This window comes from Streptosporangium sp. NPDC001559 (assembly GCF_042893955.1).
Classification (GTDB): Bacteria; Actinomycetota; Actinomycetes; order Streptosporangiales; family Streptosporangiaceae; genus Streptosporangium.
In genome coordinates this window covers 358001-384995 of the sequence record NZ_JBIAVG010000008.1, presented here as the reverse complement: position 1 = coordinate 384995, position 26995 = coordinate 358001, and the positions used below count along the sequence as shown (strand labels likewise).

14 protein-coding genes are annotated in these 26995 nt (G+C 68.9%); 6 read left to right on the top strand and 8 right to left on the bottom strand.

The genetic code is table 11. The features are described 5' to 3' along the window. The first annotated feature begins 8 nt into the window (after positions 1–8). From ACFYY8_RS20565 to ACFYY8_RS20555, 3 genes are all read left to right on the top strand, one after another. Complete coding sequence (locus ACFYY8_RS20565) at positions 9–10790, top strand: RHS repeat-associated core domain-containing protein (protein WP_390043083.1); 10782 nt, start codon at positions 9–11, stop codon at positions 10788–10790. Positions 10791–10992: 202 nt separating this feature from the next. Then, positions 10993–12318, top strand: coding sequence for a WD40 repeat domain-containing protein (locus ACFYY8_RS20560; RefSeq protein ID WP_390043081.1), 1326 nt, complete (start codon positions 10993–10995; stop codon positions 12316–12318). 149 nt (positions 12319–12467) lie between these two features. Further along, positions 12468–12686: a DUF2277 domain-containing protein gene (locus ACFYY8_RS20555; RefSeq protein ID WP_352010387.1), complete on the top strand. Its 219-nt coding sequence runs from the start codon at positions 12468–12470 to the stop codon at positions 12684–12686. A gap of 12 nt (positions 12687–12698) precedes the next feature. Here ACFYY8_RS20555 and ACFYY8_RS20550 read toward each other — a convergent pair whose 3' ends face one another. Together ACFYY8_RS20550 and ACFYY8_RS20545 are read right to left on the bottom strand one after the other, a co-directional pair. After that, the gene (locus ACFYY8_RS20550; RefSeq protein WP_390043080.1) at positions 12699–14609 is read right to left on the bottom strand and encodes a potassium transporter TrkA; all 1911 of its coding nucleotides are present in this window, start codon (positions 14607–14609) and stop codon (positions 12699–12701) included. Positions 14610–14758: 149 nt separating this feature from the next. Continuing rightward, entirely contained in the window at positions 14759–15130 is a 372-nt protein-coding gene (locus ACFYY8_RS20545; RefSeq protein ID WP_390043078.1) for a hypothetical protein, read from the bottom strand. 257 nt (positions 15131–15387) lie between these two features. Between ACFYY8_RS20545 and ACFYY8_RS20540 the strand changes: the two genes are divergently transcribed. Both ACFYY8_RS20540 and ACFYY8_RS20535 read left to right on the top strand, forming a co-directional pair. Next, entirely contained in the window at positions 15388–15765 is a 378-nt protein-coding gene (locus ACFYY8_RS20540) for an STAS domain-containing protein (protein WP_390043076.1), read from the top strand. A gap of 264 nt (positions 15766–16029) precedes the next feature. Further along, complete coding sequence (locus tag ACFYY8_RS20535; RefSeq protein WP_390043074.1) at positions 16030–17136, top strand: hypothetical protein; 1107 nt, start codon at positions 16030–16032, stop codon at positions 17134–17136. A 20-nt stretch (positions 17137–17156) separates the two neighbouring features. Here the strand turns inward: ACFYY8_RS20535 and lpdA are convergent, their stop codons facing one another. Further along, positions 17157–18557, bottom strand: coding sequence for a dihydrolipoyl dehydrogenase (gene lpdA / locus ACFYY8_RS20530; RefSeq protein WP_390043072.1), 1401 nt, complete (start codon positions 18555–18557; stop codon positions 17157–17159). Positions 18558–18591: 34 nt separating this feature from the next. Next, the gene (locus ACFYY8_RS20525) at positions 18592–19245 is read right to left on the bottom strand and encodes a hypothetical protein (protein ID WP_390043070.1); all 654 of its coding nucleotides are present in this window, start codon (positions 19243–19245) and stop codon (positions 18592–18594) included. A gap of 705 nt (positions 19246–19950) precedes the next feature. Between ACFYY8_RS20525 and ACFYY8_RS20520 the strand changes: the two genes are divergently transcribed. Next, positions 19951–21138 carry an amidohydrolase family protein gene (locus ACFYY8_RS20520; protein WP_390043068.1) on the top strand — a complete coding sequence of 396 codons (1188 nt, stop codon included), beginning with the start codon at positions 19951–19953 and terminating at the stop codon, positions 21136–21138. Here ACFYY8_RS20520 and ACFYY8_RS20515 read toward each other — a convergent pair. The 4 genes from ACFYY8_RS20515 to ACFYY8_RS20500 are packed head-to-tail and all read right to left on the bottom strand — an operon-like array spanning position 21122 to position 26749. Beyond that, entirely contained in the window at positions 21122–22381 is a 1260-nt protein-coding gene (locus ACFYY8_RS20515; protein WP_390043066.1) for an NAD(P)/FAD-dependent oxidoreductase, read from the bottom strand. The two genes, ACFYY8_RS20520 and ACFYY8_RS20515, sit on opposite strands and share 17 nt — an antisense overlap. Continuing rightward, entirely contained in the window at positions 22378–23763 is a 1386-nt protein-coding gene (locus tag ACFYY8_RS20510) for an NAD(P)/FAD-dependent oxidoreductase (protein ID WP_390043064.1), read from the bottom strand. The genes ACFYY8_RS20515 and ACFYY8_RS20510 overlap by 4 nt, the downstream gene beginning before the upstream one ends. Next, positions 23760–25202, bottom strand: coding sequence for an FGGY family carbohydrate kinase (locus ACFYY8_RS20505; protein WP_390043062.1), 1443 nt, complete (start codon positions 25200–25202; stop codon positions 23760–23762). Before ACFYY8_RS20505 ends, ACFYY8_RS20510 begins: the two co-directional genes overlap by 4 nt. Continuing rightward, positions 25199–26749, bottom strand: a complete 1551-nt coding sequence (locus tag ACFYY8_RS20500; protein ID WP_390043060.1) for an amino acid permease — start codon at positions 26747–26749, stop codon at positions 25199–25201. The genes ACFYY8_RS20505 and ACFYY8_RS20500 overlap by 4 nt, the downstream gene beginning before the upstream one ends. Positions 26750–26995 lie beyond the last annotated feature (246 nt).

Genomic DNA, 26995 nt, shown 5'->3' with positions numbered 1-26995 from the left:
CGCCGTGGGTGTACGCCAAACTCACCGACCCCGGCTCACGCGCTTCACGACTGTGGGTACAGATCGAGCACGACCCAGCCACCCCCGAACAGGGCGCCGGCGTTATCTGGGAGGGTAAGGGCACCGCCGCCGCCCCCTCCGGGGCCAACGCCTGGGTGCAGGTTCCGGCCGCGAAGCTGTCCGACGGCATGAAGCTCCGCTGGCGAGTACGCGGTGAGACCACCACCGGCGTGACCGGTCCCTGGTCCGACTGGATCGCGACCACCGTTGACCTCCGTAAGCCGTCAGTGGCAGGACTGTCGATGTCGCCGGCGACATGGGATGCGGGGACATGGACAGCAGCGACGGCGTCGCCATGGGTGTATGCCAAGGTGACCGACCCCGAGAACAGGGACTCTCTACTCGCGGTGGAGGTCGAACACGACCCGACCGCGACCGGCCAGGGCACCGGCGTGATCTGGACAGGGAAAAGCGCTCGGCCATCCCGCTCTGGCGACAACGCGTTGGTTCAGGTTCCCGCCGGGAAACTGACCGACGGCATGAAGCTCCGCTGGCGCGTCCACGGTGAGACCACCACCGGCGTCGTAGGCCCGTGGTCCGACTGGGTCGCGACCACCATCGACCTCAGTAAACCGTCGGTTGAGGCGTTGGGTATGGATCCTGCTCTGCCTGCTTCGGCTTCTTGGACGGCAGGGACGGTGACGCCGTGGCTGTATGCGAAGGTGACCGATCCGGACAATCGGTTGAGCAAGTTGAATGTCGAGGTGGAGCATGACCCGGCTGCCACGTCTCAGGGTACGGGCCTGATCTGGTCGGGTTCTTCGGACAAGTCATACACCTCAGAAACCAACGCCTGGGTGGCCGTACCGGCGGGCAAGCTGACCAACGGCTGGCAGATCCGCTGGCGGGCGCGGGCCACCACCGTCTCCGGGGCGTCCGGGCCGTGGTCGGAATGGGTGTCCGCCCGCGTGGACACCACGATTCTCAAGGCGATCCCGCCCGCACCTGTGGTGAGCAAGGTATCCACCCCCATTGGCCAACTCGTGTCCGGATCATGGATTCTGCCGAGTCTCAACCCGGCCTTCACCGCGGCGATCTCCGATGTCGATCGGCGGCCCGGTGTGCTGGAGGCCGAGGTCGAGCACGACCCGGCGGCCACCGGCCAGGGTTCGGGGCTGATCTGGTCGAGACAGGGCGGAACCTTCGCGGAAACCTGCTTCACGGGACAGTCCTGTTCCGCTTCGCACACGTCTCCCGCGGCCACGGGGTTGCAGAACGGCTGGCTGATCCGCTGGCGTGTCCGCGCCGTGGTCCAGTCCACCGATTCCCCTGGCGCGCTGGTGTCCGGCCCCTGGTCGGAGTGGCAGTTCGGACGCGTCGACACCTCCAAGCCGGTGGTGTCGGATCTGTCGGCTTCTCCGGGGCAGTCGGTGGCGGGGTTGTGGACGCTGCCTTCGACTCAGCCGTCCTTCTCCGCCTATGGCGGTGACCCTGACTCCCGGCAGCTACGCCTGGAAGCACAGATCGAACATGATCCGACCAAGACCGACCAAGGTTCCGGGCTGATCTGGTCCGGCACCGGAGACCAGTCCACCAGCACCTGTTACACGACGAGTAAGTGCTGGATTCAGACGCCTACGGTCACGTCGGGCAAGTTGAAGGACGGCTGGCTGATCCGTTGGCGTGTCCGCGCTACTGCCTCCTCCGGAGTGGTGGGGCCGTGGTCGGAGTGGCAGGCCGGGCGGGTGGACACCTCCAAGCCGGTGGTGTCGGATCTGTCGGTTTCCCCGGGGCAGCCGGTGTCCGGGATGTGGGCGCTACCTTCGACCCAGCCGTCGTTCTCCGCTTACGGTGGGGATGCGGATTCGCGGCAGTTGCGGCTTGAGGCGCAGGTGGAGCACGATCCTTCGGCCGCTGGTCAGGGTGCGGGGTTGATCTGGTCCGGCGCCGGAGACCAGTCCACCAGCACCTGTTACACGACGAGTAAGTGTTGGATTCAGACGCCTACGGTCACGTCGGGCAAGTTGAAGGACGGTTGGCTGGTTCGTTGGCGGGTTCGGGCTACTACTTCCTCGTCTGTGGCGGGGCCGTGGTCGGAGTGGCAGGCCGCGAAGGTGGACATCTCCAAGCCGGTGGTGTCGGATCTGTCGGCCTCTCCGGGGCAGTCGGTGTCCGGGCTCTGGACGCTGGCGTCGGCCCAGCCGTCGTTCTCCGCTTATGGCGGGGATGCGGATTCGCGGCAGTTGCGGCTTGAGGCGCAGGTGGAGCACGATCCTTCGGCCGCTGGTCAGGGTGCGGGGTTGATCTGGTCGGGTGCGGGTGATCTGTCGACCAGCACCTGTTACACCACCAGCAAGTGTTGGATTCAGACGCCTACGGTCACGTCGGGCAAGTTGAAGGACGGTTGGCTGGTTCGCTGGCGGGTTCGGGCATCGACGTCTTCTGGGGTGGCGGGCCCGTGGTCGGAGTGGCAGGCCGCGAAGGTGGACACCTCCAAGCCGGTGGTGTCGGATCTGTCGGCCTCTCCGGGGCAGTCGGTGGCGGGGTTGTGGACCTTGACCTCTACGCAGCCGTCGTTCTCGGCTTATGGCGGGGATGCGGATTCGCGGCAGTTGCGGCTTGAGGCGCAGGTCGAACATGACCCGGGCAAGGCCGATCAGGGTACGGGGCTGATCTGGTCGGGTGCGGGCGATCTGTCGACCAGCACCTGTTACACCACCAGCAAGTGTTGGATTCAGACGCCTACGGTCACGTCGGGCAAGTTGAAGGACGGTTGGCTGGTTCGTTGGCGGGTTCGGGCATCGACATCTTCTGGAGCGACAGGCCCGTGGTCGGAGTGGCAGTCGGCGACGGTCGCGGTGAGTGGGACGGCGGGTAACGGTCTGGGTGCGGTCCCGGCCACTCGCGGTACCGACTCCTGGACCATTGCCTCGACCACTCCGTGGTTGTACGCGAAGGTGTCCGATGCCGGTGGTGGCAAGCTGACGTTGGGTGCGGAGGTTGAGTATGACCCGGCCGCTCCTGAGCAGGGGACCGGGCAGATCTGGGCCGGCAAGGGCACTACTTCCTACAACTCTGGTGCGAATGCCTGGGTGCAGGTTCCGGCCGCGAAGCTGACCGACGGTATGAAGCTTCGCTGGCGGGTGCGTGGTGTCACGGTCGCGGGGGTGGAAGGTGAATGGTCGGCCTGGCAGAACGCCATCGTGGACCTCGGCAAGCCAATCGTTGACGGCCTGGGGATGAACCCTGCCATCCGGGGCACGACGTCATGGACCGTCGAGTCGTTGACACCGTGGATGTACGCCAAGGTGACCGACCCGCAGAACCGGTCCAGCAAGCTCGACGTCGTGGTGGAACACGACCCGGAGAAGAGTGACGAGGGCACGGGCCTGATCTGGTCGGGTTCCTCGGACAAGGAATACGCGTCCGGGACCAACGCCTGGGCGGTCGTACCGGCCGACAAGCTGACCGATGGCTGGCACATCCGCTGGCGGGCACGGGCCACCACCGTCTCCGGAGTGTCCGGGCCGTGGTCGGAGTGGGTGTCCGCGACCGTGGCGGCACTGCCGTTCGAGTCGTTCTCCCCGGAGAACAACAGCCAGGTGGGCACGCTGACGCCGGTGCTGTCGGCGAACGCACGGCCCTTCAACAAGGGCGAGGTCAAGTACTGGTTCCAGATCTGCGCGGGCAGCGCACCGAACTGGCGCTGGTGCAAGGACTCCGCGGCGGAGACCAAGGACTGGACCACGGCGGGTGCCTGGCAGGTCGTCGACGAGCGGTTGAAGTGGGGCGAGACGTACTCGTGGATGGCCAAGGCCGCCACCACCTACACCACGGTGAGCTCCTCGTGGCGGACCTTCACCCTGGTGCCGGAGCAGGGGAACATCAACGGCCTGCTGTCGAGCGGCACGCAGGACCGGGAGTTCAACCACATTTCGGGCAACTATGCGCCCACCACAACGGATGCCTCGGTGGCGGTGGCCGGGCCGCCGCTGTCGGTGAGCCGTACCTACAACAGCTTGGACCCGCGCACTGACGGAATCTTCGGTGCCGGGTGGACGACTCGCTGGGACATGCGGATCGAGGTGGAGCCGACGGGGAACCTGCTGGTGAGCTACCCGGGCGGGGAACAGCTGCGGTTCGCTCCGATGGGCAACGGCACGTACGCGCCTCCGTCGGGGACGTTCGCGACAATGGCCGCTGAGCAGGGAGGCGGCTGGCGGTTGATGGACAAGGCGGCCACCTCCTACTGGTTCGACGCGTCCGGCCGCCTCACGAAGATCACCGATCACCGGGGCCGGGCGCAGGAACTGACCCGTGGCACCGACGGCAAGCTGCTCAAGGTGACCGCGACGGCCGGCAGGTCACTGACGTTCACATGGTCGGGGAACCACGTGGCCAGCGTGTCCACCGACCCGGTCGACGGCACCCCGCTGATCTGGACCTACACCTACGAAGGTGACCAACTGGTCAAGGTGTGCTCGCCGATCTCGGCGACGGCCTGCACGACTTACGAGTACGGCACGGCCTCGCGGTACAAGAGCGTGATCATCGATTCCCGGCCGGAGTACTACTACCGGCTGAACGAGACCGAGACCCGTACCGGCACCGTCGTCGCGAGTACAGCGGGCTGGAACATCACCGATGAGCAGGCCAAGCTGAACGGGACCACCCCGGCGGACCTCGGTGTCCAGGCGGCGGGCGCGCTGGCCGGGTCACCGGACACCGCGATGCGTTTCAAGGGAGCGGAGACCTCGACCTTCGTGCAGCTGCCGCGCAACGCGATCAGCGGCCAGGGCGGGGAACTGGCGGTAGAGGCGTGGTTCAAGACCACCACGTCCGGCACGGTCATCGGGATGCAGAGCGCCGGCGGCAGCGCGCCGTCGGCATCCGCGCCGGTGGTGTATGTCGGCACCGACGGAAAGCTGCGCGGCCAGTTCTTCACCGGTCTGTCCACTGTCGCGCACGCTCCGATCACCTCCGCCGGAGCGGTGAACGACGGTGGGTGGCACCATGTGGTGCTGTCGTCGGTGGAGACCAGGCCCGCCTCAAGCTCGACGCCCGCCGAACACACCCAGACGCTGTACCTGGACGGTGCCGCGGTGGGCACGCTGACCGGTGAGATCCAGCACGGTGACATGGTGGAGACCAGGATCGGCTCCGGGTACGGCTCCACGGCATGGCCGTTCAGCACGACCAGCACCGCGCCGTTCCCGTTCAACGGCGACATCGACGAGGTCGCGATCTACGGCAAACCGCTGGGCGCGGCGGCCGTGCAGCGGCACTTCGCGGCAGGGAAGCCGCAGCCGCAGCTGACCAAGGTGACCCAGCCGTCGGGCCGGGTGTGGACGGTCAACGTCTACAACCCGGACGGCGGCCGGTTGGCGTCGCACACCGACTCCAACGGCGGTACGTGGAAGCTGTCGGATCCGGTGTACGCCAAGCAGACGACCATCTCGACCTTCGCCACCGTGACGGTGACCGACCCGCAGAACGGAGTGGTCACCTACGTCTCGGACGCGCAGCGTGGCTACCGCGAGGTGTCGATGACCGACCAGGTCGGCGCGACCACGAAGTGGGCCTACGACGTGGGCGGTAATCCGGCGAAGGTGGTCGACCAGAACGGCAACGTGGTCGAGTTGGCGTTCAACGCGCGTGGGAACCTGCTGTCGAAGAAGACCTGCCGGACGACGGGGGCGAACTGTTCGACGGAGTACTACGACTACTTCATCGACACGGAAAAGCCGTTCGACCCGCGCAACGACGTGAAGACCGCCCAGCGAGACGGCCGGTCGGCCTCGGCCTCCGACGAGAGCTACATGACCTCGTGGTCGCACAACGAGTTCGGCGAAGAGACCAAGGTCACCACTCCGGCCACGGAAGACTTCCCGACCGGGCGCAGCACGAGGAAGACCTTCACCGACGGTACCGAGCCCGCGGTCGGCGGCGGCACCACGCCTGCGGGCCTGGTGAAGTCGGCCAAGGACTTCAAGGGCAACGAGACCACCTACGCCTACAGCGCCACCGGAGACCTGGTCACAGAGACGCTGCCGTCCGGCCTGGTGAAGAAGCACACCTATGACGGGCTCGGCCGGTTGATCTCGACCACCGAGATCTCCGAGGCGTACCCCGAGGGCGTGACCACCACGATCGGCTACGACGGCAAGGGCAACGTGCTGTCCAAGGTCGGACCCGGGATCAAGAACGACGTCACCGGCAAGACCCACACGTTGAAGTGGTCGGCCACCTACGACGCCGACGGACTCCTGCTGACCGAGACCAGTGCGGACCTGACGGGCATGGACGCGGCGCGGACCGCGACCTACACCTACGACGCCCACGGACGGCAGGAGACGATCACCGGGCCCGAGGGCGCGGTCACCCGCTCGGGCTACGACCCCAAGGGTCAGAAGATCAGTTCCACCGACGCGCGCGGTGCCACGCTGGCCTACACCTACACGCCGCGTGGAGAGCTGGCCACCACGGTGCTGAAGGGATGGACCGGCAGTCCGCTCTCCCCACAGCCGGCCACCGATGTGGTGCTGGAGTCCGTCGCCTACGACCCGGCGGGACGGATCGCGTCCAAGACCGACGTGATGGGCCGCACCACCGGCTACAGCTACTACGCCGACGACCTGGCGTTCGAACAGATCGCCAAGGGTGCCAAGCTGAACGGCTCCGCCACCGGCAGGGACGTCGTGCTGGACACGAAGGTGTACGACGCGGCCGGGCAGTTGACCCGGCAGACCACCGGCGGCGGCACACTGCGCATCGACTCCGTCTATGACGCGGCCGGACGCCTCAGCTCGCAGGTGGTGGCCCCGGAGACGCTGGCGCGCAGGACCAGCTTCGTCTACGACGCGAACAACAACGTGACCAGGGCGACGCTGACCGGCGCGGGCACCGGCAGGAGTGAGGTCACGGAGTACGAATACAACGCCCTCAACCAGCCGACCCGGCAGACCGTTCACAACGACGGCGCCGACCTGACCACCACGTTGACCGTGGATGATCGGGGACTGGTGACCGCGATGACCGACCCGCGGGGCAATGCCGCGGGTGCCAACGCGGCCGACTTCACCACCAACATGGCCTACAACGAGGCCAAGCAGCCGGTGCTGCTGCAACTGCCCTCCGTCCAGATCGAGCGCGACGGCGCCGTCGCCGTCAGCCAGAGACCCTCTTCCAAACTGGGCTACAACACCTTCGGTGAGAGCACCGACCAGGTCGACCCCGAAGGCCGTACCGTCACCCAGGTCTATGACCGGGCCGGGCATGTCACCACGCAGACCCTTCCGACCTACACTCCGCCCGGCGGACAGCCGATCACCCCGACCGTGACCGCGGAATACGACGCGGCCGGTCAGGTGATCAAGGCGGTCAGCGCGCGCGGACAGGTCACCACCGCCCTCTACGACCTGTTGGGCCGCAAGGTGAGCATCACCGAACCGCCCTCCGGTGGGGCGGCGGCCGGGACGTGGACGTTCGGCTACGACATGCTCGATGAGGCGTTGTGGACGGTGGACCCGAACGGAGCAAGGTCCGAGGCCACCTACGACGATCTCGGACGGCAGATCACGCTCTCCACCATCGAGCGCAGGCCCACCCCCGGCATCTACGTCACCAAGCTGGAATACGACGACGCGGGCCGGCTGACCAAGACCACCCGTCCCACCGGCGACTCCTCGACCCGCGTCTACGACGCGGCCGACGAGCTGATCAAACACACCGACGCGCTGGGCAACGCCACCACCTTCGGCTACGACCTGGCCGGACGGCCCACCACGACCACCAACGCGCTCGGGCTCACCTCGGCGGCCGTCTACGATTCGGTCGGCCGCAAGATCGAGACCCGGGAGCTGGACGCGAACGGGGAGACGCTGCGCACGCAGAAGACCGGCTACGACCTGGCCGGCAACCCGACCAGCAGCACGTCGGGCGAGGGGCACACGGTCACCCGAACCTTCGACGCCGCCAACCGGATGACCTCGGTGGTCGAGCCGGTCTCGGCGACCGAGCAGATCACCAGCACCTTCGGTTACGACGCCGCAGGTGAGCAGACCCGTTCCACCAACGGTCGCGGAAACTCCACCTACACCACCTACAACGGCCTGGGCCTGGCGGAGACGGTGATCGAACCGGCGACCGCGCAGCACCCCGGCCTTGCGGACCGCACCTGGACCGTCGCCTACGACGCGGGCGGCAACCCGGTCGTCAGCCTGGCTCCCGGCGGCGTGCGGGTGGAGCGCACCTTCGACGAGCTCAACCGGCTCGTCAAGGAGACCGGGACGGGCGCCGAGGCCACGACCGAGGACAAGACGTTCGGCTACGACCGGGCCGGACAGCTGATCACCGCCAACGACCTGACCTTCACGCTCAACGACCGCGGCCAGCTGCTCAAGTCCAACAGCGCCACGGCCGGCGATCTCAACGTCTACGCCTACGACGCCGACGAACGGCTCGTGCAGCGTGTCGACGGCACCGGTACCTCCACCTTCGCGTGGGACAACGCCGACCGTCTCACGCAGTCGGTGGACCCGGTCTCCGGCGTCACCATCGGTTACGGCTACGACAACGCCAACCGCCTGACCGGCATGACGTACGGCACGGGCGGTGCCCGCCGCGCGTACAGCTACGACGGCCTGAGCAGACTCACCAAGGACAGGCTGACCACCTCGGCCGCGGCACCGATCTCATCCATCGAGTACGGCTACGACCTGGACGACAACATGACGTCCAAGACCACCGCGGGGACCGCCGGGGCGGGAAGGAACGCCTACACCTACGACTGGGCGAACCGGATCACCTCCTGGACGGCTCCCGACGGGGCCAAGACCGACTACGGCTGGGACGCCGCGGGTAACCGAGTCAAGGCCGGTGACAAGACCTACACCTACGACGAACGCGACCGACTGACCACGGGCGACGGCCGGACGTACGCCTACACCGCTCGCGGGACCCTCGCGGAAGAGGGCGGCGGCGTGGTCCGTGTCTCCACGTCGGATGCTTTTGACCGGATGGTCAGCGATGATGGCGTGCAGTACGACTACGACGCCCTGGACCGGGTCGAAACCCGCACGCAGAGCGGTAAGACCCAGCGCATGACCTACGACGGCACGAGCAACAACCTGGTCACCGTCACCGACGTCGACAGCGGTACCAAGACCGCGATGTTCGGCCGGGACGCCCTTGGCCGCACCCTCGGCCTGTCGGACGGCGGCGGTGCCCAGCTGGCGTTCTGCGACCTGCGCGGCGACCTCATCGGGGCCTTCACCGCCGCCGGCACCTCGCTGATCGACTCGGTCGCCTACAACCCCTTCGGTGAGGTCGTCACTCGCACCGGATCAGCTCACACCCTCGGGTACCAGGGCGGCTACACCGACCCGAGCACCGGGAAGATCAACATGGCCTCCCGCTGGTACCAGCCGACCACGGGCAGTTTCGTCAGCCGCGACACGCTCACGCAGAGCCCCGACCCGTCGGTCCAGCTCAATCGCTACACCTACGCCAATGACAACCCTCTCACCAACACCGACCCCGACGGTCACAAGTCCACGTCCAAGACGAAGGCGAAGACGCAGAAAAAGCCCGTCAAGAAGAAGGGCGACGGCAAGCTGACCACGAAGAGCTATGCGGCCTGCGCGGACCACAAATTCTCGGGCAACAAGTGCTACGAGGAGAAGAAGCTGCATGACCAGAGCAAGTCGTTCCAGCACGACTGCCGGCTTGGCTTCGACGGAGACGACAGCGCCGCGTGTAAGAACGGCGCGACGGCGTACGAGACGTGCCGGATCCACGGTGGTAAGGACCGCACATGTCAGTCCCAGGGCGCTCACGCCGCGTGTGAGGGGATGAAGTACGGCAATCGCTGTGGATGGGACTCCGGGTTTGAGGGCTGTCTGAAGGACAAGAACACGAGCCGGTCCGTCTGCATGGAGGGCTATCAGAAGAACGCGGAATGCCGAAACCACTACAGTGGCACGCAGGCTTCGCCCACGTCGCCGGTCGTGGACATGTGCAACGAAGGAGTGGGTGTCTATGTGCAATGCCGGGGGAAGGGCAGTTCGGGCAGCGCACTCGGATGCCAGGCGTCGATCGACGCGTATGCCCTCTGTAACTACAAGGGTAATCTCGCAACCGGGATCGACGGCTACGGCATAGAGGACAAGGACGCCTGCAAGGGGGTGGCCCAGAGGGTGTCCTCGTGCCATGTGAGCGGAGGCTCCCCGGGTGACTGTCTGAGCGCCGGTGTCATCCAGATGGACTGCCTCAAGCAGACGAGCAACAAGAGCGGGTGCATGACCCTCGCGAACGACGTGATCCGCTGCATCCTTGGCGCGGACGACCCGAAGCAGACCGGATGCGACGACAAACCGGTCACCGTCGAATGCCAGAAGCGTAAGGGAGAAAAGAACGCCGGAGTGTGCGACAAGACGTACACGCCGTTCCAGGCATGGATGGGAATCGCACGGGTGAACACCCAGAAGGGTATTATCGGGGGGCTGTGCGGGCCGATTAAGTTCACCGGGAAGATCGAGTTCATGTCGACTTACGCAGATACGGCCGGTGAGGTGTGTGACATGCTGGCCAGCGTTGAGAACTGGGCGAACGAAATGAAGGCGAGCAACTTCAACGACCAGCTGAGTAAGTTCGTGAAGGCGAACCCCGGGCGCTGGGTGGTGATCTCGCACAACGCCTTCATCCAGACCGTGAAGGGGAAGACGTACACCACGATATATGAGACTCCGTTCTACATCCGTCTTCTCGGGCAGTCGCTGCCGACGCGCTAGCCGGGGATCCGGTTGTGAGCATGTGGAACGGAGTGGGCAGGAGCTGCCGGCTGGAAGGCCGGCAGCCGGAGCCGTTCTGTCAACGTGATGGGATGGAGCGCGGAAACACATGGGAGGTGCCATGCGGGATATCGGTACCGGTGAGGAACCTCCTGCCACGGCAAAGACAGGCTCCGGGCGTCGTTGGAGGCGCCTGGGCCCGATGCTCGCCGCCGGAGCGGTACTGCTCTCCTTGCTGATCGGGACAGGGGCGTATCTCGGCCTGCGGACGCAAACCGTGTCCGAGGCTCGGGCGATCGCTCTTGAGGGCGTCAGGCAGCGCGGGTCGGACTGGTATGCCGCGAACCTGCTGGGTTATGTCGCCGTACTGAACCACCCGGATGGCTACACCAGGTCCGCGCTGGCCGAAACACTCGCCGAGGAGCGCCGGGGTTTTCTCCCCGGAACGGGGACCGTCATCGATGTCGCGATGAGTTCCGACGGAAGGTCGGCACTTGTCTCCGACGCGCGGGAAGGTTCAGGTCTCTGGCGCCTCGAAAGGAATCCCGAAGCAGGCAGGGAGAATCTCACAGGGAACAGGTCCACGATGCTCGATCGTGGATATGGGCCGGTGGCCCTGTCCTCCGACGGGCGGATCGCGGTGATCGGGAATGACGCGAGCGGCGACGTCAAGATGTGGGACCTGAGTGAGGACGACGATCCCCGTAGGACCGTCGTCCGCGCCGGGGACCACACGGAGCGTCTTCTCGACGTCTCCCTGAGCGCCGACGGCATGACGCTGTTCGCCGGTTTCGGGAACGGCTCGGTTGAGATCTGGAGCCTGGAGGGCGGCAAGCCCCGGATGCTGGCTCGCGTGCGTGAGCACGCCTCCGGCGTGAACGTGGTTTCGGCGTCAGGGGACGGGAAAAAGCTGCTCACGATCAGCGAGGACTCGGCTGTCGTCTGGTCGCTCGCCGACCCGCTTCACCCTGCCCCGAGTTCGCGACTCAGGAGCGCGGGGCGGAAGCCCACGGTGAGTGGATGGAGCGGCGGCGTGATGAGCACCGACGGCCGGAGGGCGATCGTCGGCCGGACCGTTTGGGACGTGACCGATCCCGTGCGGCCGACCCAGGTGGGAAGCCTGCCAAGTCAGGCGGAAGGGGGAGTGCCGCTGGCCGTCGCCGGAGACGGAAGTGCCGTGGCCACGGTCGAGAACGAACCGGGTGGGGTGTCGAGCCTTGACCCGGTGGTCGTATGGGGGTTGAAGGATCCGTCGCACCCGATTCCGCTGGCCACGTTGCGGGTTCCTGATTCCCAAAGCTGGCAGCTGGCCATGAGCGGGGACGGGACCACGATCCTCGCGGGGACGAGAGCCGGCGGAGCTTATTCGTGGCTGCTGCCCAAGCCGCGTTCCGGCTTCATAAGAGACGCTTGTGTCGCCTCCCAGCCTCTTCGGCCTCCTCCCGGGTTCTGGGAGAAGATCAGCGAGGTTCGGCCGCCCGATGTGCTGAACGAAGAACCGTTCGACATATGCTCAGGGCTTTCCTGACGGAGAGAACCGGAGACCGCGGCGGACCGAACCGCCCGCGATCCACCCCGCCGGTCCCTCGCCAGGGGTCCGGACCGGGTTCGGGACGGGGAGCGGTGGGGCCGCCCGGGCTCCCCGGTTCTGTCGGTGCGGTGGAATATGGTCCAGGCATGTGCCGGAGCATCAAAACCCTTCGGGAGCCCTACGCCAGTGACGTGACCGACGAGGACGTGCGGGCAGCCGCGCTCCAGTACGTCCGCAAGGTCTCCGGGTTCCGATCCCCGTCCGCCCGCAACGCCGAGGCCTTCGACAGGGCGGTCGAGGCCGTCGCCGCCGCGACTCAGGCCCTTCTCGAAGACCTGCAACTGGGACGTCTCCCTCGGACCTGACTCCGCCGTGCGTCAGGTGATCTCGTGGTTCAGCGTCTCCAGGTGTTCCACCTCCGTGCGGAGGTCGTCCTTCCTCACGGAGGCGCGCCCGGAGAGCACGATCACCGCGTCGTCGGCTTCGAAGACGACCTTCCTGCTCTTCGGCGGGTTCAGGACGACGCCACCGTCGCCGCGAGCCGTACGGTCTCCTCGGTAGCCGATCGCGATCTCGCCGTACGCACGGGCGGCGGCGACCACGGTGGCGTAGTCGACCGGGACCGACAGCCGCACGTAGTCACCCGCGGGTCTGAGGGAGACCTCCTGGCCCCCCGCGGCGAACAGGTCGGTGAACACGTCGTGGCGCCGGGGATGCTCGGCGATCTGGATCATCAGCAGGCCGGTCACCCGGGTGGGGACGATCAGGTCGTCGACCTCGGTGACCTCGGCCAGACGCCGGTCGCACTCCCTGGCCATCTCCGTCACCAGGCTGTGCCGCCAGCCGTTGCTCCTGGTCATCTCTCTGACGTGCAGGAGGGTCAGGAGCGTGCGTGAGTCGGCGACGTGCGCGCCGAGCCGGTCGTCGGCCAGGATCAGGACGTGGTCGTAGGTCCCGACGCCCAGTGCCTCAAGGGTGCCGTAACGGGTGATGTCGCCGCTCTCGTGGGCGAGGGTCACGTTGGCCAGGGACCCCGCGAGGGCGTCCATCCGTGAGGCCATCCGGGAGTCGTGCGCGACGATCCTCATCTGTGACCCCGGCGGCATGCGGCGGTCGAACTCGGTCACGATCGCGGCGCCGCGGCCGTTCCAGCCGAGGATCAGGACGCGGTGCGCCGTGGGGGTGTGCTCCCCGGAGGCGATGATCTCGTGGCTGTCGGGCTCGGCCGAGGTGCGGAACTGCTTGGCGCCGCCGTCGCCCATGATGAGGACAAGCCGGTCGTTCGCGTCGATCCGGGTCTCCCCGGAGGGGTTGAGCATGATCCTGCCCCGGCGCTCCAGGCCGATGAGGGAGCCGTTCTCCAGGGCGGGCAGGGCGTCACCGAAGTTCTCTCCGACGAGGTCGCAGGGCTGCCGGAAGCAGATCTCGTTTCCCCCGGATCCGAGCAGGTCGCCGTAGACCACCGACAGGCCGGGGTTCAGGCAGCTCTGGACCACGACGCGGGCGGAGATCTCGTCGACGTCGACGATCAGGGCACCGCTCCCGCCCGCCAGCCGGGCGGCGACCAGGTTGTCCGGGTCACGGACGCCCGCGACCAGCTGAACCCTCGGCCGGACCCCGGCGGCGTCGAGCGCGAGCAGGCTCTTGATGGTCCTGGCGTCGGAGTCGGTGTCCTCGGAACCGAGCACGATGACCGCCCGTGCCCGCTCCGGGCTGACGATGGCCACGTCCGCCGGATCCGTCGGGTTGCCCGTACGGCACACGACACGCAGGTTGCGCAGCGCGGCCCTGCCCCCGATGGCCTCCTCCATGGCGGTCCGGTCCATGTCCGCGAGGATCGCCACGCAGGTCGTCCCGCCTCTGCCCTCACCCGCGGCGGCCAGTTCGGACAGGATCAGGAAGACCTGCTCCGACCAGCCGAGCACCACGGTGTGGCCGCGTTCGACCACCGGCGAGCGGCCCTTGCGGAGTCCGGCCAGCCTGCGGTCGAGCCCCGTCTTGACGAGGCCGACGAGCGCACTGAAGATCACGATTCCGGTCAAAGCGACCACCGGGGTGCCTCGGGGGAGTGGTGGCGGCCCCGCATCGGGTGTCGCCGTCACCGGGGACAGCGTGCGCGTCAACCCCGACCAGAGCGCGAGGGGCAGGTCGGTGGCGTCCGGGACCAGGACGACGAGGGCCGTCGCCCCGGCGACCGAGACGGCGAGCGCCACGAGGACAAGCAGGCCGAGCACGGCCCAGCCTCCCCGGATGACGAGGTTGTCGAAGCGGTAGCGCAGACGCCTCAAGACGAACCCTCCGTTGTCTGACGTTAAGTTACTTGGCAGACACCGAAAGTGATTATGGCCTGTCGTCGGTGGAGGGGGAAGGCGGTGAAGAGCCTGGGGCTCCCGCCGGACCGCCGATGCTTCGGGCGGGCGGGCCGGCGGGAGGGTGATCAGCTGACGTTGGCGCAGATCACGTAGACGCTGATGCCGACGTCGTTGTAGCCGTCCTGGCGGCCGATGCCGTACCAGCCGGTGCCGTCCTCGGTCGGGAAGGAGCCGACGAGGATCGCGCGGTTACCCTGGGCCTCCGCGCCGCCGCCGATGGCGTGCTTGCCCGCCGGGCACCTGACCGCGCGCCGGGTGAAGTTGGGCACGTTGGCGTTGGGCAGCTTGATGATCTGGTAGCCGGTGAAGTCGGCGGCCGTGGAGGAGGTCGTGGTGGGCGTGGTGCCCGCCGCGGCCGGGAGGGCGGTCGCCGCCGTCAGGCCCGCGCAGCCGACGAAGGCGGCGAGGGCGACGGTCGTGAGCGTGTTGAGTCGCATGCTTTCTCCTGTGACGGATGGTGCTACTGCGGTCACGAGAAGTAAACAATCCGCTACGTATGGTGTCCAGCCTGGGTTTTGTGGCTTGGGGGACACATGTGTCGCCTTCCTGGGCTCCATGTCGTGCCACGTCATACCACGTCGTCTCTGGGCGTTACGTACATGTCTCCCACGGGCCGCCCGGCTGTGCGAGGGTGGGGGTATACCGTGTGATCGGACCGGTCCGCGTCGCCGGTGCGGGAGGGGCAGGGGTGGGTGTGAGCAGGCAGCTGGTCGTCCGGGTCACCCACCACGAGGAGGCGCGCTGCGCCGTGCTCACCGTCGAGGGCGACATCGACCGGACGTCGAGCCCGTTGCTGCGAGAGGCCATCAGGGGGCTGGTCCAGGAGAGCCGCCCCAGGATCGTCCTCGACGCGGGCGGCATCACCTTCTGCGACTCGAACGGCCTGCGCACCCTTCTCGGCGGGATGACCATGACCTGCGAGGCGGGCGGGTGGATGCGCCTGGCGGGTGTGCGCGGCCCCTTCGAAAGGCTGCTGCGGATGACCGACCTCTACGGCTTCTTCGCCGTCGACCCCGACGTGGTCGGCGCGCTGCGACAGGCCTCCGAGGGAGGCGTCCCGAACCCGGAGTGAGGGGTTGACGGGGCCGGTGCGAGCCGTACTATGACGTAGGGTAATCGTCGACTGACGCACCGTTTCCGGATGTGGGCGCCTTCGGTCGTCCATGGTGTTTCGCCGGTCTCCGGGATGAGAGGCCGCTCCGCTCGCGGGTCGTCGAGAGCCCGAAGAACGCTCAACCAGGTGTCCCCCCGGCTCTGCCATGCCGCGTCATGCCACCCCATGCCACGGTCACGGTCACACCTGGCCGTACGTCCCCCTCGGCCGATGGAGAGCGGCATGCGTCGGTTACGAAAGGTCATCGCGTCGATCCTCTGTGTCCTCGGCGTGCTCACGGGTGACCTCACCGTCCCGGCGGCGGGAGCGGGAACGGCGGTCCCCGGCCGCTGGGGGTTCGCCTTCGTCAACACGCCGAACGGCGTCCCCACCCTCGCCCGTCAGGCGGGAAGCTGGCCGCCCGGCCCGGTCGTCTCGACCCTCACCCCGGCCGGAGGGCCGACGTACGTCAGATTCCCCCGACTGGCGACCACGGGCGGCGTCGCGCACGTCACGGCCGTCTCTCCCCGCCCCGAGTGGTGCCAGGCCCTGTGGTGGGGCCCCTCGGACGCCGACCTGCTCGTGGCCGTACGGTGCCACCGGTACGGCGGTGCCCCGGTGGCCGTCCCGTTCGCCGTCCTGTTCGAGGAGAGCGTCCCACCGGTGGAGGGTCCGGTGGAGGACACGGACGGGAGGGCTTTCGGCTACGTCCACCACGACGGCGCGGCGGTCGTCTCACGCTTCAACTCCGCGGCGGGTGAGAACACCGTCACCGCCGGGCCGCCGGGCACCTGGGACGTCCTCATGTCCGGCCTCGGCTCGGCGCGGAGGGCGGGCGGCCTGCAGGTGACCGCGGTCGATCCCGAGCGGCCCGTGCGCTGCAAGGTCGCCGCCTGGACGTCCACGGCGGCCGGGCAGAGCGTCCGGGTGCGCTGCCACGACGCGGCCGACACCCCCGTCGGCACCGGCTGGACGCTCACCTACCAGCGCGAGCGGGCCATCACCGGGGCGGCGCTCCCGTCGGAGAACTTCGCCTACACCTTCGACAACCTCCCGGACGACGCCGGACCGTACCTCCCACGGCCCGGCGGGGTCAGCCACAACTCCCACGGGGCCGTCAACACCGTGCGCTCCGCGGGAGCGGGGCTGCGTCTGGTGACGTTCCCGCAGGTCGGCGGGCGCCTCGACCACATGCAGGTCACCGCGTACGGCCCCGGCCCCGAATACTGCAACCTGCCGGCACCGTGGAACACCGGCGCGCTCGCGGTGACCGTCCGGGGCGTGGCCTGCTACAACGGCCTCGTCAGGGCGGCCCAGGCCTTCATGGTCACCTACGCCTCCGCCGGGTAGGGACCGGCCCCCGGCGCCCCTCACATGTTGATCATGTGTCCGGCCAGGCCGTGGATCGCCTCCTTGACGGCCTCGCCGAGCGTGGGGTGCGCGTGCACGTTGCGGGCGACCTCGGTGACGGTCAGGTCCCACTTCTGGGCCAGCGTCAGCTCGGGAAGCAGCTCGGTGACCTCGGGACCGATCAGGTGGGCGCCGATCAGCTCGCCGTGCTCACCGTCGCTGATGATCTTCACGAAGCCGACCGCGTCCCCGAGGCCGTGGGCCTTGCCGTTGGCGCTGAAGGGGAACTTGGCCACCTGGACGTCGTAGCCGAGGTCACGGGCCTGGGCCTCGGTGTAGCCGAAGCTGGCGATCTGCGGCTGACAGTACGTCGCCCTGGGGATCATGACGTAGTCGAGCTCCATGGTCTCGGCGTCCGCGATGGTCTCGGCCGCGATGACCCCCATGGACTCGGCCGCGTGCGCGAGCATCAGCTTGGCGGTCACGTCGCCGATGGCGAAGATGTGCGGCACGTTCGTACGGCAGTGCCCGTCCACGGCGATGGCGCCCCTGTCGGTCAGGGCGACCCCGGTGCGTTCGAGGCCGTAGCCCTCGACGCGGGCCTTGAAGCCGATGGCCTGCAGCACCTTGTCGGCCTCGAGGACCTGCTGCCGCCCGTCTCGCGAGACCGTCACCCGCACCTTGTCGCCGGACTCGTCGATGGACTCCACCCGCGTCGAGGTCAGCACCTCGATACCGAGCCGCCGGTAGTGCCGTGCCAGCTCGGCGGAGACCTCCTCGTCCTCAAGCGGGACGAGCCGGTCGAGGAACTCGACGATCGTCACCTTGACGCCGTAGTTGTGCAGGACGTAGGCGAACTCGACGCCGATGGCACCCGCCCCGGCGATGACCACGCTGCCGGGCAGTTCCTCGCTGAGGATCTGCTCCTCGTAGGTGACGACCCTGTCGGTGACCGACGTCCCCGGCAGCAGCCTCGTGGTGGCGCCCGCCGCGATGATGCAGTGGTCGAACGTCACCGTCTGCTCGCCGCCGTCGGCCCCGGTCACCCGCAGCGTGTTCGCGTCGGTGAACTCGCCCCGGCCCTCGTACTCGGTGATGCCGTTCTTCTTCATCAGGTAGTGCACGCCCTTGACGTGCCGGTCGGCGACCCTGCGGCTGCGCCTGAACGCCTCGCCGTAGTCGAAGGTGACCGTGCCCTCGACCCGGATGCCGAAGGTCTTGGCCTCGTGGTTGAACAGGTGGGCGAGTTCCGCGTTGCGCAGCAGCGCCTTCGACGGGATGCACCCGACGTTGAGGCACACCCCGCCCCAGTAACGTTCTTCGACGATCGCCGTGCTCAGGCCCAGCTGGGCGGCGCGGATCGCCGCCACGTACCCTCCGGGGCCCGCGCCGAGGACCACGACGTCATAGTGAGTGCTCATGGATCGGACACTATTGAACGGCGGGCCGCTCCGCTCACAGGGGGTGGCGTTCCCGTGAGGTGAGGGGAGCCGGTCGCCACCCCCGCCGGGTTCCGCGCGCTGGTTCGCTTTTCAGGCGGTTCGCGATCTCGTCGTGTACCGGCCGGTAGGTCGCGGCGGCGGTCAGGGCGGCGGACTGGAAACGCCCTCGCGCCTCCCGTAACTCGGCGGCGATCCTGCGGCGCCCACCGGGCAGCAGCCGTACGGGGCGCAGCCTGGCCCGTTCGTGCTCGGCGCGCAGCGCGGCGCCCGCCTCGCGCAGGGTCGTCACGTACTCGACCGCGGCCTGCCGCCACCGCCGGACCTCCTCACCGGTGCACGGCACCAGGTGGCCGGTGCCGTGGTGGTGCAGCGTGTAGAGGGAGGACATGCCGGGCGGCATGGGAGAGCCCTCAAGACCGCAGCGGCTCACGCCGACCCGGCCCCCGACGGGGGCGGGCGGCTGCGCCTCGGCCCTGTTCTTCAGGCCGACGTCGTAGAAATAGGGGTAGACGGCGTTGTCGCGGCGGCAGCGGCGCAGGCGGCGGGTACGGGCGTTCCTGGTGCGCAGGTCCGAGACAAGTTCGGGCAGCGACGTGCCCTCGACGAGGATCACCATGCTCACGAGAGCGACGAACAGACCGAGCACGAGCAGAATGGTCTGGAGCATCGGAGCTTCCCTCCGGCGTTCGCGAGGATCGCGAACGCTTCGATGACTGGCTTTCCGGACAGTCACTTAAGCGTCAGATTCACGTGCTCGCACTATGGTCAGGCGATTACTCAAGCACGTCCCGTGCTTTCCCCCGCCATTATGCTTTTCCGGATTGTAGTCCCCGCCTCCCTTCATCACACAAGGACACCCTTGTTCGGATGTCGTGACATATCGCGCGGCCACGGATGGGCCTGGACGGGGACCGCCGGGCGCGGGCCGGTTCATCCGGCCACGTACGCCCACACCCCGGCCCGCCTTTCGCCCGGCCACGCTTTCGTCCCGGCCACGCCGGGGACATTCCCCCCGCGAATCAGCGGGTCTTTCACCGGGATGAGCGTCCCGGAATGCGGGTGGTTCCTCAGGCGGGCCCGTGACAACGACCGGGACAACCGCTTCGGCGCCGTTTTCCGTAACGGCTGAGGCGGTGATGTCCTCGGCCACTTAAGGCAAGGGCGCTTTCCGGATAACCGGCCGGGCTTCTTCACGGTGGGTCCTCCACAAAGGGAAACACGTGGGGTTCGCCACTCGCGGGCCGACGCCTTTCCCGGCGCGGCTCACCCCTGTGCCCGCAGGCCGCCGGGACGGGGTTCTGGTATGACGACGGGGTCGGTGGGGAGACCACGGACACGACCGACAGCCGCGAACCGCCCACGGGAGCACGTCATGACCGGAGCATCCACCGCCTTCTCCGCCGAGTCCCTGGGACGGGAAGTCGAGGCGGTCGCGCTGGTGGACCACCACGTGCACGGAGCCCTGTCCACGGACCTGTCCAGGAGAGGGTTCGAGGAGCTGATCACCGAGTCCGACCGGCCGGTGCCGTCCTGGATGACCCAGTTCGACTCCCAGCTCGGCTTCGCCGTCCTGCGGCACTGCGCGCCCGTCCTCGGCCTCGAACCGCACACCGACCCGGAGACCTACCTCGCCCGCCGTGCCGAACTGGGCGTCGAGGAGGTCAACCGGCGGCTGCTGACCGCGAGCGGGGTGGGCCACTTCCTGGTGGAGACCGGCTACCGGGGCGAGGAACTCCTCGGCCCTGCCGGGATGACCGAGGCCACGGGACGCCCGGCCGACGAGATCGTCCGCCTGGAGACGGTCGCCGAACACGTCATGGCCGAGGGGACCGACGCGGCCGGGTTCTCCGCCCGCTTCGAGGCGGCCCTGTGGGAGCGCAGCCGTACGGCACGCGGGGTGAAGACGGTCGTCGCCTACCGGCACGGTCTCGACGTGGACCCGGAGCCGCCGACCCCCGGCGAGGTGACGGCCGCGGCGGGCAGGTGGCTGCGGGAGGCCGAACGGACGGGAAGAGCCCGTGTCGACGACCCGGTGCTGCTGCGCCACCTGATCTGGAAAGGCGTCGAACGCGGCCTGCCGCTGCAGTTCCACACCGGCTACGGCGATCCCGACCTGGACCTGCGCCGCTGCGACCCGCTGCTGCTGCGCGGCCTCATCGAACGGGCGGAGCCGAGCGGCGTCCCGTTGACGCTGCTGCACTGCTACCCGTTCCACCGCAACGCGGGCTTCCTCGCCCAGGTCTACCCGAACGTCTACGTCGACGTGGGGCTCGCCGTGAACCACACCGGGGCGCGCAGGGCGGCCGTCGTCGCGGAGAGCCTGGAACTCGCCCCCTTCGCCAAGATCCTCTTCTCCTCCGACGCCTGGGGACCCGCGGAACTGCACCACCTGGGCGCCCTGCTGTGGCGGCGCGCGATGACCCGCGTCCTGTCCGGCTTCGTCGCCGACGGGGAGTGGAGCAGGGCGCAGGCCGTACGGGTGGCCACGATGATCGGCGCGGAGAACGCCCGCCGCGTCTACCGGCTGGACGGGGAACCGGGGGTCACGGTTCCGCGGTGACCAGCACCGGGCCGCCCCGGGGATCGACAGAGGACAGCATGTCCGTAGGGACGCGGAACACCCGGCCCGGGGCCACCGGCCACCACACCCGCCTGCGCGCCACGACCCGGTCGCCCTGCCACAGCACCACATGCGGGAGGCGGATGTAGCGATCGCCCCACAGCAACAGCCGCCGCCGGGCGGGCACCGGGTCACCGGGTCGCAGGATCTCCGGCGTCACCCACCGGAAGGGCTCCCCGGCCAGCAGCCGTACTCCCTCGCCGACCGGCCACGCCCCGCCGTCCAGCCAGGTCGTGACGGGACGCGCCACATGGGCGCCGTCGATCGCCGCGACGTCGGCGGTGTCCACCGGGTGGAGCAGGTTGCCCACGGCGAACACACCCGGCCGGTCCGTGCGCAGCGCGCTGTCGACCAACGGCCCCCGGGTGCCGGGGTCGATGGCGATCCCGGCGGCGCGCGCCAGCTCGTGGTCGGGAATCCAGTCGCCGGTGAGGATGAGCGTGTCGCACTCGACGACCCGCCTGCGCCCCGTGTCGAGGTCCTCGATCTCGACCGCGCGCAGGTCCGGCCTGCCGATGATCCGGCTCACCCGGGTGCGGGTGGCGACCTCCGTCCCGAACAGCACCTTTCCCGGACCGCTGAACACGGCGTAGGAGTCCGGCCTCGGATACTCGGTGGTCATCAGCACCGTACGGCAGCCCGCCTCCCGCAGCGTCAGCGCCGCCGACCAGCTGACCAGCTCCGCGCCCACGACGACGGCCCGCTCACCGACCCTGCCGTGCCTGAGATGGACGAGATTCTGCAGGTGCCCGGTCGTGTAGACGCCACGGGGCCGGTCCCCGGGGATGAGCCGGGCCGGACGGGGACGCTCCCGGGCACCGGTGGCCAGGACCACCGCCCCGGCCTCGACGAGGAGACGACCCTCGGGGGTGGTCACCTCGATCGCGCGCTCCCCGGCCCACCCGGTCACGGTGGCGTTCGTCCGGACCGTCGCCCCGGCCTCCTCCGCCTGCCGGACGAGCTTGCGGGCGTAGGCGGGGCCGCCCATGAAACGCCCCATGTCCCTGACGCCGTAGCCGGGGTGGTCGCTGTGGCGGGGGATGCCGCCGGCCGTACTCTCGCGGTCGAGGACCAGGACCTCACCGCCGACCCGGGGGGCGAGCACCCGCGCGGCGCTCAGCCCGGACGGCCCCGCGCCGACGACGACCACGTCCGGGGTGAGGGTGGTGACGGTGTCGCTCATCGGTCGGCCTCCAGCAGGTTTCCGATCTCGGCGCCGCAGAAGAACCCCTGGCAGCGCCCGTTCATCGCCCTCGTACGGCGCCGCAGCCCCTCAAGCCCGGCGGGCGGGATCGGTGAGTCGAGGGCGTCACGGATCTCCCCCTCGGTCACCCGCTCGCAGAAGCAGACCACCTTGCCGTAGGCGGGGTCGGCGGCGATCCGCTCGGCGTCCTGGTAAGGACGGAGGAAGGCCTCCCCGAGGTTGGGCATCCGGGGAGGTTCGGGCAGGTCGGCCCTCGGCACGAGCGGCAGCCCCGCCCCGCCCGCCAGCTCGGTGACGTACCGGGCGATGGCCATGCCCGCGGTGAGCCCGGTCGAGCGGATACCGCCGACGAGGATGTAACGATGCTCCGCGTCGGCCTCGATCAGATAGTCCTGGCGGTCGCTCGCCGCGCGCAGGCCCGCGTAGGTCGCGGTGACCTCCTCCCGCAGCAGCTCGGGCATGATCTTGCGCCCCTTCTCCAGCAGGAACTCAAGGCCCCGCTCCGAGGTCCCGGTGTCGGTCCGGTCGACGAGGTCCTCGGCGGTCGGCCCGAGCAGGACGTTCCCGTAGACGGTCGGGCTGACCAGCACGCCCTTGCCGCGTGAGGACGGCACCGGCAGGATGATCCGGTCGGCCAGCGGGCGGGCGAGCTTGTCGTAGACCAGCAGCTCACCGCGGCGCGGCGTGACGGTGAAACGGTCGTAGCCGAACAGCCGGTCCACGACGTCGGCGCCGAGCCCGGCCGCGTTGACGACCCAGCGGGCGGTGACGTCCCCGCCCGAGGTGCGCAGCGTCGTCGACTCCCAGTGCTCCTCGACGGTCAGAACCCGATGGTTCAGCAGCAGCGTCACCCCGCGCAGGACCGCCTCGGTGGCCAGCGCCAGATTGGTCGTCCAGGTGCAGACGATGGACTCGTCGGGCACGGTCAGCCCGCCCAGCGCCCCCTCACCCAGGTGCGGCGCCAGCCGGTAGACCTCGTCCGCGTCGACGATCTCCGTCTTGTCGTAGCCGTTGAGCTCGGCTTTCTCCTTCAGGCCCGGCAGCGCGTCGAGCTCCTCGGTGGTCCAGGCGACCAGCAGGGCCCCGGTGTGCTCGACCGGGATGCCGGTGCGGGCCGCGTAGCCGTACAGGAGGTGATAGCCCTCACGCACCAGGCGGGATTCGAGGGTGCCGGGTTTGGCGTCGAAACCGGTGTGCAGGATCGCGGTGTTCGCCTTACTGGTGCCGTCGCCGACGTCGTCACGCGCTTCGAGCAGCGCCACACTCAGCTCGTGCCCCGCCAGCTCCCTGGCGATGGCGGAGCCGACGATGCCCGCTCCGATCACCGCCACGTCGAACGTGCCCACCCCCGTGGTGCTCACCGTTCCCCCTCCTGCTCCTGTCTCGTTGTGGTCGTCCGTACGGCCTCGTGCCAGCGGGCGCGGAACTCGGCCGCCCGCTCCGCCGGCCAGCGCGGCTCGTACGTCGTGGCCGGTTTCCACCCGCCGACCGCCTCCCGCAGCGGCAGGGCGGGGTCGAGCGCCGCGCGGGCCAGCGCGGCGGCGCCCAGCGGGGTCGCGTGCTCCGACGGGTAGACCTCGATCGTGACCTGCGCCAGGTCGGCGACCGCCTGCATGAGCACCCGGCTGCGGGTGAGCCCGCCGTCCACCCTGAGCGCGCTCAGCGGCCGTCCGAGATCGGCGGCGACGAGGTCGCCCAGCTCGGCGACCTGCGCCGCGACGCCCTGCAGTACGGCCAGCACCAGGTGCCCCCGGCCGGTGGAGAGCGTCATCCCGGTGAACGAGGCCCTGGCGTCCGGCCGCCACCACGGGGCGGCGAGCCCGGCCAGCGCGGGGACGCACAGCACGCCCTCGCTGTCGTCGGCCGCCACGACGTCGAGGTCGGCGGCCGAGCCGATCATGCCCAGGTCCTGCAGCCACCGTACGGCCGAGGCCGCCGTGTAGACCTGCCCGTCGAAGCAGTAGGACGTCTCCCCCCTGACCCGCCAGGCGACGGAGGCGGCCAGGCCCGACGTCGAGCGCGTGGCCGAGGTGCCGGTGTTGGCCAGCAGGAACGCCCCGGTGCCGAAGGTGCACTTCGCCTCGCCCGCGGTGAGGCAGTTCTCGGCGAGCAACGCCGCCTGCTGGTCGACGACCAGCCCGCACACCGGCAGGTCCCCGCCGAACGCGGAGGTCGAGCCGACCACCTCGTCGTTGGCGGCGACCCGGGGCAGCCGCTCCCCGCCGAGACCGAACAGTTCGAGCAGCCCGTCGTCCCAGTCCGCGTCGTCGAGCCGGGTGACCAGCGACCGGCTCGCCGTCGAGACGTCGGTGACGAACTCCCCGGTCAACCGGTGCACCAGCCACGAGTCCGAGGTGGTGACCACGCCCTCCCCGGTCACGTTCTCCCGTAGCCAGGCCATCTTGGGCGCGGAGAAGTACGGGTCCAGGACCAGCCCGGTGGCCTGCGCGATCCGGTCGGCGTGTTCGCGCAGCCGTACGCAGATCTCCTCGGAGCGGCGGTCCTGCCACACGATCGCGGTGGACAGCGGCTCGCCCGTCGTGGGGTCCCAGGCCAGTACGGTCTCACCCTGGTTGGCCAGCGCCACGGCGTCGACGGGGACACCGGCCTGCGCGACGGCCCGCCGCCCTGCCTCAAGGACCGAGTCGAGCAGCTCCCTCGGGTCCTGCTCGACCCCGCCGCCCGGCAGGTAGACGGGGCGCACCGGGTGCTCGGCCAGGCCGAGCACCCTCCCCTCGCCGTCGGTCACGACCGCCTTGGTGCCCGAGGTGCCCTGGTCTATCGCCAGTACGGTCGTCATCGCCGGTTCACGTCCCCCCGATCCTGGGAGACGTCGTGCCCGGCGGCGGCGTCGGCGTCCAGTTCGGCGTCGATGGAGCGCATCTCCGGCATGGCCAGGCCACGCGCCCCACCCCTGGTGGCGAGCAGGTAGACCAGGTAGGCGGCACCGATCACCAGCATGATCAGCACGTAGGTCCACGGGTCGGCGAACGAGGCGTCGCGGAACAGCAGCAGCTCGAACACCAGCCAGACCACCGCGACCGTGACCACCGGGATCTCCCAGCGGCCCAGGTCGAAGCCCCTGCTGGGCGGCAGCGAACGGCGCTTGACCACGTACAGGGCGACGGTCGAGGCGTAGATGATCGCGGGCAGCAGCGTCGCCGCGGCGAACAGCCCGAACAGCGCGTCGGTCCTGGTCGAGAAGATCGCCAGGATCAGCTGGCCGATGACGCACATGAGCACGGTCGCGTTCAACGGCGTGCCGAACCTCGGCGAGACCTTCTGCCAGGCCTGCCAGCCGGGGAAGCGCTCGTCACGGGACATCGCCCAGACCAGGCGCACCCCGCTCATGAGGATCACCATGCCACAGGCGAAGATCGCGATGACGACCAGCACCAGCAGGGCCGTACCCACGACGGGACCGAGGGTCCGGGTGATCACGTCCGCGATCGGCGTGTCCGACTTCGCCAGCTCGACCGGGTCCCCGGCGAGCAGGGTGACGGCGATGAGGAACAGGAAGCCCAGCACACCGGAGGCGAGGACCGCCTGCCACATGGCGCGGGGCACGACACGGGCCGGGTCCTTGGTCTCCTCGGCCAGGTTGGCCGCCGACTCGAAGCCGACGATCGTGAACGCGCCGAGCAGGAAGCCCAGCATCCACGGGCCCGCGGAGGTGAGCGTGCCGAAGGACAGGTAGCCCTCAGCGGGAACGGCGCCGGTGCTGAAGAGGTTCGCGAAGTTGGCCTCCTTGGCGACGAACCCCACCCCGAGCAGCAGCAGGACCAGGGCGATCATGCCGGCCAACTCGGCGGAGACGGCGAAGTTGTTGACCCGTTCCGTCCACTTCGTGGACAGCCCGACCAGGAACGCCTGGGCGAGGATGACCACCCCGGTGATCACCCACGCGTTCAGCGCCGTCCCCTGGTAGTTCAGCAGCGCCGGAAGCACCGTCGAGGCGATGGTGTAGTCGACCGCGACCACCACGATCGCCAGGAACGTGAACGAGATCCAGCCGATGATCCAGCCCAGGACGGGATTGGCCAGCCGGGAGGTCCACTGGTAGGAGTAGCCGGTCACCGGGATGCGCGCGGCCAGGGAACCGAAGATGAACGCGACCGCGAGCTGACCGACGATCACGATCGGCCAGGTCCAGATGCCCGCGGGCCCCGAACTGTTCAGCACGGAGCCGTAGGTGGTGAAGATTCCCGTGGCGATCGAGACGAAGGCGAAGGCGACCGCGAACGACGCGAAACGCCCGGTTCCTCGCTTCATCGCCTGCTTGTAGCCGAACTCCTCGACACTCGCCGTGGCCTGATCCGGGGACTCGTGTGGTGAATACTGGGGCATGGGTCCCAACTCCTGTGTTTCCTGTCAGATGGTGCATCGGCTGGGGATCTGAGCCGGGTGGCGTTGCCGCGCCTCCCGGCTCCTCGAACTCTCCGGCTCCTCGGTTTTTGAGGCTTCGGGCCCTTTGGGGCCTGGCCTTCGTTCTTGGGCCCGGCCTTCTGTGCCCGGCCTTTTCGGTCTTGAGCTCTTTCGGGCCTGGGGCCTGTTTGTGCCTGCTGCTTTTTGTGCCTACTGCGGTCTGCGGCG

Coding starts and splice junctions, on each gene's coding strand:
- ACFYY8_RS20560 (WP_390043081.1), top strand. CDS start 10,993: ATGCTCGCCGCCGGAGCGGTACTGCTCTCCTTGCTGATCGGGACAGGG.
- ACFYY8_RS20555 (WP_352010387.1), top strand. CDS start 12,468: ATGTGCCGGAGCATCAAAACCCTTCGGGAGCCCTACGCCAGTGACGTG.
- ACFYY8_RS20545 (WP_390043078.1), bottom strand. CDS start 15,130: ATGCGACTCAACACGCTCACGACCGTCGCCCTCGCCGCCTTCGTCGGC.
- ACFYY8_RS20535 (WP_390043074.1), top strand. CDS start 16,030: ATGCGTCGGTTACGAAAGGTCATCGCGTCGATCCTCTGTGTCCTCGGC.
- lpdA (WP_390043072.1), bottom strand. CDS start 18,557: ATGAGCACTCACTATGACGTCGTGGTCCTCGGCGCGGGCCCCGGAGGG.
- ACFYY8_RS20525 (WP_390043070.1), bottom strand. CDS start 19,245: ATGCTCCAGACCATTCTGCTCGTGCTCGGTCTGTTCGTCGCTCTCGTG.
- ACFYY8_RS20520 (WP_390043068.1), top strand. CDS start 19,951: ATGACCGGAGCATCCACCGCCTTCTCCGCCGAGTCCCTGGGACGGGAA.
- ACFYY8_RS20515 (WP_390043066.1), bottom strand. CDS start 22,381: ATGAGCGACACCGTCACCACCCTCACCCCGGACGTGGTCGTCGTCGGC.
- ACFYY8_RS20505 (WP_390043062.1), bottom strand. CDS start 25,202: ATGACGACCGTACTGGCGATAGACCAGGGCACCTCGGGCACCAAGGCG.
- ACFYY8_RS20500 (WP_390043060.1), bottom strand. CDS start 26,749: ATGCCCCAGTATTCACCACACGAGTCCCCGGATCAGGCCACGGCGAGT.